Raw genomic sequence first — 3,507 nt, forward strand, 5'->3', positions numbered from 1 at the left:
CTCCGAACAGGTCAGATGCATATGGGGAGTTCCGCCGCAGACCCCGTCGTCGGCGTGCCCGAGGGCAGCAGGCTGCCGCGCCGGTATTGTTCAGCGGTCTGCCGCACGAAGGCGTGGAGGTGGAGCGGGAGCGTGAGGAGTGGTGGCGAAGCAACGTGGAGTTCGCCGCCGCCCTGCGGGAGGGCCGTCCGTACCATCGGCCCAAGAAGCGGTGCCCGGTCTGCAAGGGCTGGTGGTTCACCGGCGAGGTGGCCACGGGCGGCAACCGCAAGCGGGTGGATGCCGTCTACTGCTCACCGAGATGCCGGACCCGCGCCTATCGCCAGAGAGCTTCGCGTTCAGAAGGCGTCACACCGTGACGCCTTCACGTGACGCTATGAGGGTTCGAATACGGACGTGGTAGCGGAGCGGCTCCCCAGCGGATGCCCTTCTCACTGCGGATACGGGCGCGCTCCTGCGTGGAGGTGTCAGCCTCAGCGGAAGAAGTGACCCTTGGGGGGCGTGTCGTCCCCGTCCGATGGCACGTGCTCCTGAATGTGTACCTGCTCGGCCGTGGTGATCCGGACCAGCACCCGCTCATGGGAGCCCGTTACCTCTGCCAGCCATGATCCATCGGAAGTCCGGAACACTCTCCGGCCGACAGTCTCGCCATGACGCTGGCGGACAACCTGGGGGAGGTACTCCATCGCCAGCTCCCGAGCGCGTTCGTCGGCGGCAACCTCGTCTCCCTCCACCGGAATCGTCCTGGTGAGCTGCCAACGGTGGCCGCCAACGCCAATGCTGATCTCCTCCTCAACGAGAACAACGCGCTTAGCAGACTCCGGCATCGCGTCACTGATCACGACCACAACCTAGCGGTCGGTCCTGCCGCCGATGAAGTCCTTTGAGGGCTATCGACACAGCGCAACAAGATCACGACTCTACGGCTGGAGTACGGGCGCATCGGTCGATTGGCGTTTCAATCCGTCGGCCCGGGTCGGCGCTCCATGCGCAGGCGGTTGGCTTTGACGGAGTCCGGTGCCTGCAGGTCGGGGTCCTCGAACAGGACGTGAGGTAGTTCGACGAACGCTTCGTGGACGTAGTTGTGGAAGCCGGTTGGCGTGGGTGCGGTGTGAGGGAGAGGCAGCACGCCGAACTGGATATAATGCAGCATTTTGCGATGGAGCTGTCCAGGGGCTAGGACGGTGAGGAGGGTCCCAAAGTCACCATCCTTGAAGTGGGAGGCGGTAACGAAGCATTCGTCGGCACTGTTGTAGACGCCGTCGTCGCCTTTGTAGCGGCGATTGAGGTCCTCGCCGCGGATGCGGGCGGCCGGGATGCCGCTGGCGATGAGGTAGTCGCCGCCGGCCTGGCTGAGGCTGATCTTGTCCGCGCTGCCGTGGAACATGTGGCGGCTGCCGGGCACGTACAGCTCGACGCTGATGCCATCGGCGGTCAGCTGGGTGTACAGCTCGCATGCGCGGATCAGGCGCGCCTCGAACTCTTCGTTGGGTCGTACGCCGTCGACAAGGGGGTGCTGGGCTGCGACCTCGATGAGTGCGGAGTGGCGATCGCGGCGCGCTGCCATGAGCGCCTGGGCCTGCTGGAGCTTCTTTTCCCATGCCGCGCGCACATCGGGAGTCTGTTCGGAGGTGTCCGCCATGCTGGGATGCCTACCCAGATCAGCGTACTCAGATCACTGGCCGAGTTGTTCTGTGTTGCCGCGTCCTGTGACGATCTCCCAGGTTCGCTCGAAGTGGCGTAGGCAGACGTTCAGGAGCGAGCGATCGCCGCCGTTGAGGGCGAGGGAGGCGGTTTCTGGTGCTCGGGCGGGTGGGAGGGTGAGGGTGAGCCATCCCCAGTGGTCGTCGCAGAGGACGAGGGTGGAGCGCAGGTGGGTGGTGAAGTAGCCGATCTCCACGGAACCGATGGATGCCGGGACATGGTTGACGCCTGAGAGATGTGCGTCGCGGACGATGTCGAGCAGTCGCTGGCGGACGATGGTGATTTCCTCGGAGATCGTCATGCCTCGAGGACCGTGGGCGGATTCCGATTCTTCGACGTCTGCGAGGAACATGCCTCCAGGTTCGGGGACCAGCACTTGGATGCGTCCGCCGTTTCTGAGAGCGTTGATGAAAGGTTGTTTGTAGATCTCCAAGAGGCGGACTGCGCTGGTCGACATGATGCGGGTAGTGCGGGCATGCGACAGATTTTCCCGCATCTCGGGTCCCGCTACCCCGTCAATGCTCACTTGTCCGATGCCCAGCTGGGAGCACGGATCCAGCAGGTCTGCATGGAGTGTTTGGAATTGTTCGGGGATGGAGTCGGCGCGTACCCAGCCCACTGCTGGGCTGTCACTGACTGCTTGGTTGAGCGCGGCGGTCACCTTCGTGGCAAGCTCATCGGGTCCACTCCAGGCGGCCCGGACTAGATCGGCTTCGACACGTGCGATGAACCCGTCCAGCTGGCGTCGCCGCCGCCCGTTGGCGGGTTCCACCATGTTGGCTGGCAGCGAATCACGGTTTTCGCGAATGAAGGCGAAAAGCGGCTTCCCCCGTTCGGCGGCGTAGAGGTATTCACTCTCGGTGTAGCTGAGTCTGTTGGCACCGTTGATGGATCCGTACATGCCGGCGATAATCAAGGCATAGAAATCACATTCGTCGATGAAGCGCTTGATCGTAGGCCAGGCTTTATCATGCTGGGCGGGGAAATGTTCCATACCCACGGGGATGAACCGGTTCAACATAAGTGCATTCGTGAGGACGCGCCGTTCCTCTTCAAGGTCCTTGCGCGTGGAACTGATGAATACCTGGTAGCGCTTTTGCACGTGTCCCCCCGAGTCCCCCTGGCCCGTCGTGCGACGGTGGCGTCCTACAGACGCGGACGCGCTGTCGGTTGTACCCGGCGCACGCTGTCAGTCAACGCACCTTTACGGAAAATGCGCTTATCTGCGCAGAAGGAGCCTCGTTCGACCACATCGGCACAGAGCCTGAGCAGCACCGTCATTTCCGGGCGTCAACGGCTGTAGGAGGCTGCCCTCACGGGGGCTGGCCGGGGCCCATGATCGGACTGCGAACTGCCGGACTTGCGAGCCTGTACCGCTCTGCCCATATGCGCGCACCGATCCGCGCGTGGTCGCGGGCGGTGGGAGACAACTCGGCGGGCGGTGGGCGCCGGCTCCGCGAGGCCATCCTCAGCTGCCGTGGGTTCGTACGGTGCGGCACCGTCCCGTTCGGTGCCGCGCGTACGACCCAGGCCAGCGCCCCGCCCCGACCAAGATCCCGACCATGAGGGCCCGACCAGCGTCACGATGCGATAACCCCGCCCCCGACCACGCCCACAACCGATCCGACTACCCCTCCCATATCCCCACCCACAACCGACCGCGCCTCTCCGGAAGGTGACGGCATATCAGCAGGTCACGAGCCCTTTTCGGCGTGGTCGCCAGGCCGACATCCCCCTCTGCACACCTCCGCACCCCTCCCAGACAAGAAGAAAGAAGGGAAGGGGGCGGGGACGGGTCGGTGC

Annotated in this window: 3 protein-coding genes; all 3 read right to left on the minus strand. The window is 64.2% G+C overall.

The features are described 5' to 3' along the window. Positions 1–473: 473 nt before the first annotated feature. The 3 genes from ABZZ74_RS53065 to ABZZ74_RS53075 all read right to left on the minus strand — a co-directional run bounded on the left by ABZZ74_RS53065 (position 474) and on the right by ABZZ74_RS53075 (position 2,806). Positions 474–842, minus strand: a complete 369-nt coding sequence (locus ABZZ74_RS53065; protein ID WP_356951295.1) for a hypothetical protein — start codon at positions 840–842, stop codon at positions 474–476. 116 nt (positions 843–958) lie between these two features. Then, on the minus strand, positions 959–1,642 hold the full coding sequence (locus ABZZ74_RS53070; RefSeq protein WP_356951296.1) for a hypothetical protein: 684 nt from the start codon (positions 1,640–1,642) through the stop codon (positions 959–961). A 33-nt stretch (positions 1,643–1,675) separates the two neighbouring features. Beyond that, complete coding sequence (locus ABZZ74_RS53075; RefSeq protein ID WP_356951297.1) at positions 1,676–2,806, minus strand: DUF4062 domain-containing protein; 1,131 nt, start codon at positions 2,804–2,806, stop codon at positions 1,676–1,678. Between the last annotated feature and the right edge of the window lie 701 nt (positions 2,807–3,507).

The sequence above is a fragment of the Streptomyces sp. NPDC006476 genome, from assembly GCF_040612015.1.
Classification (GTDB): Bacteria; Actinomycetota; Actinomycetes; order Streptomycetales; family Streptomycetaceae; genus Streptomyces; species Streptomyces griseorubiginosus_B.

What these genes read in the sequence shown, in the direction of transcription:
- ABZZ74_RS53070 (WP_356951296.1), bottom strand. Translation starts at nt 1,642, where the DNA reads ATGGCGGACACCTCCGAACAGACTCCCGATGTGCGCGCGGCATGGGAA.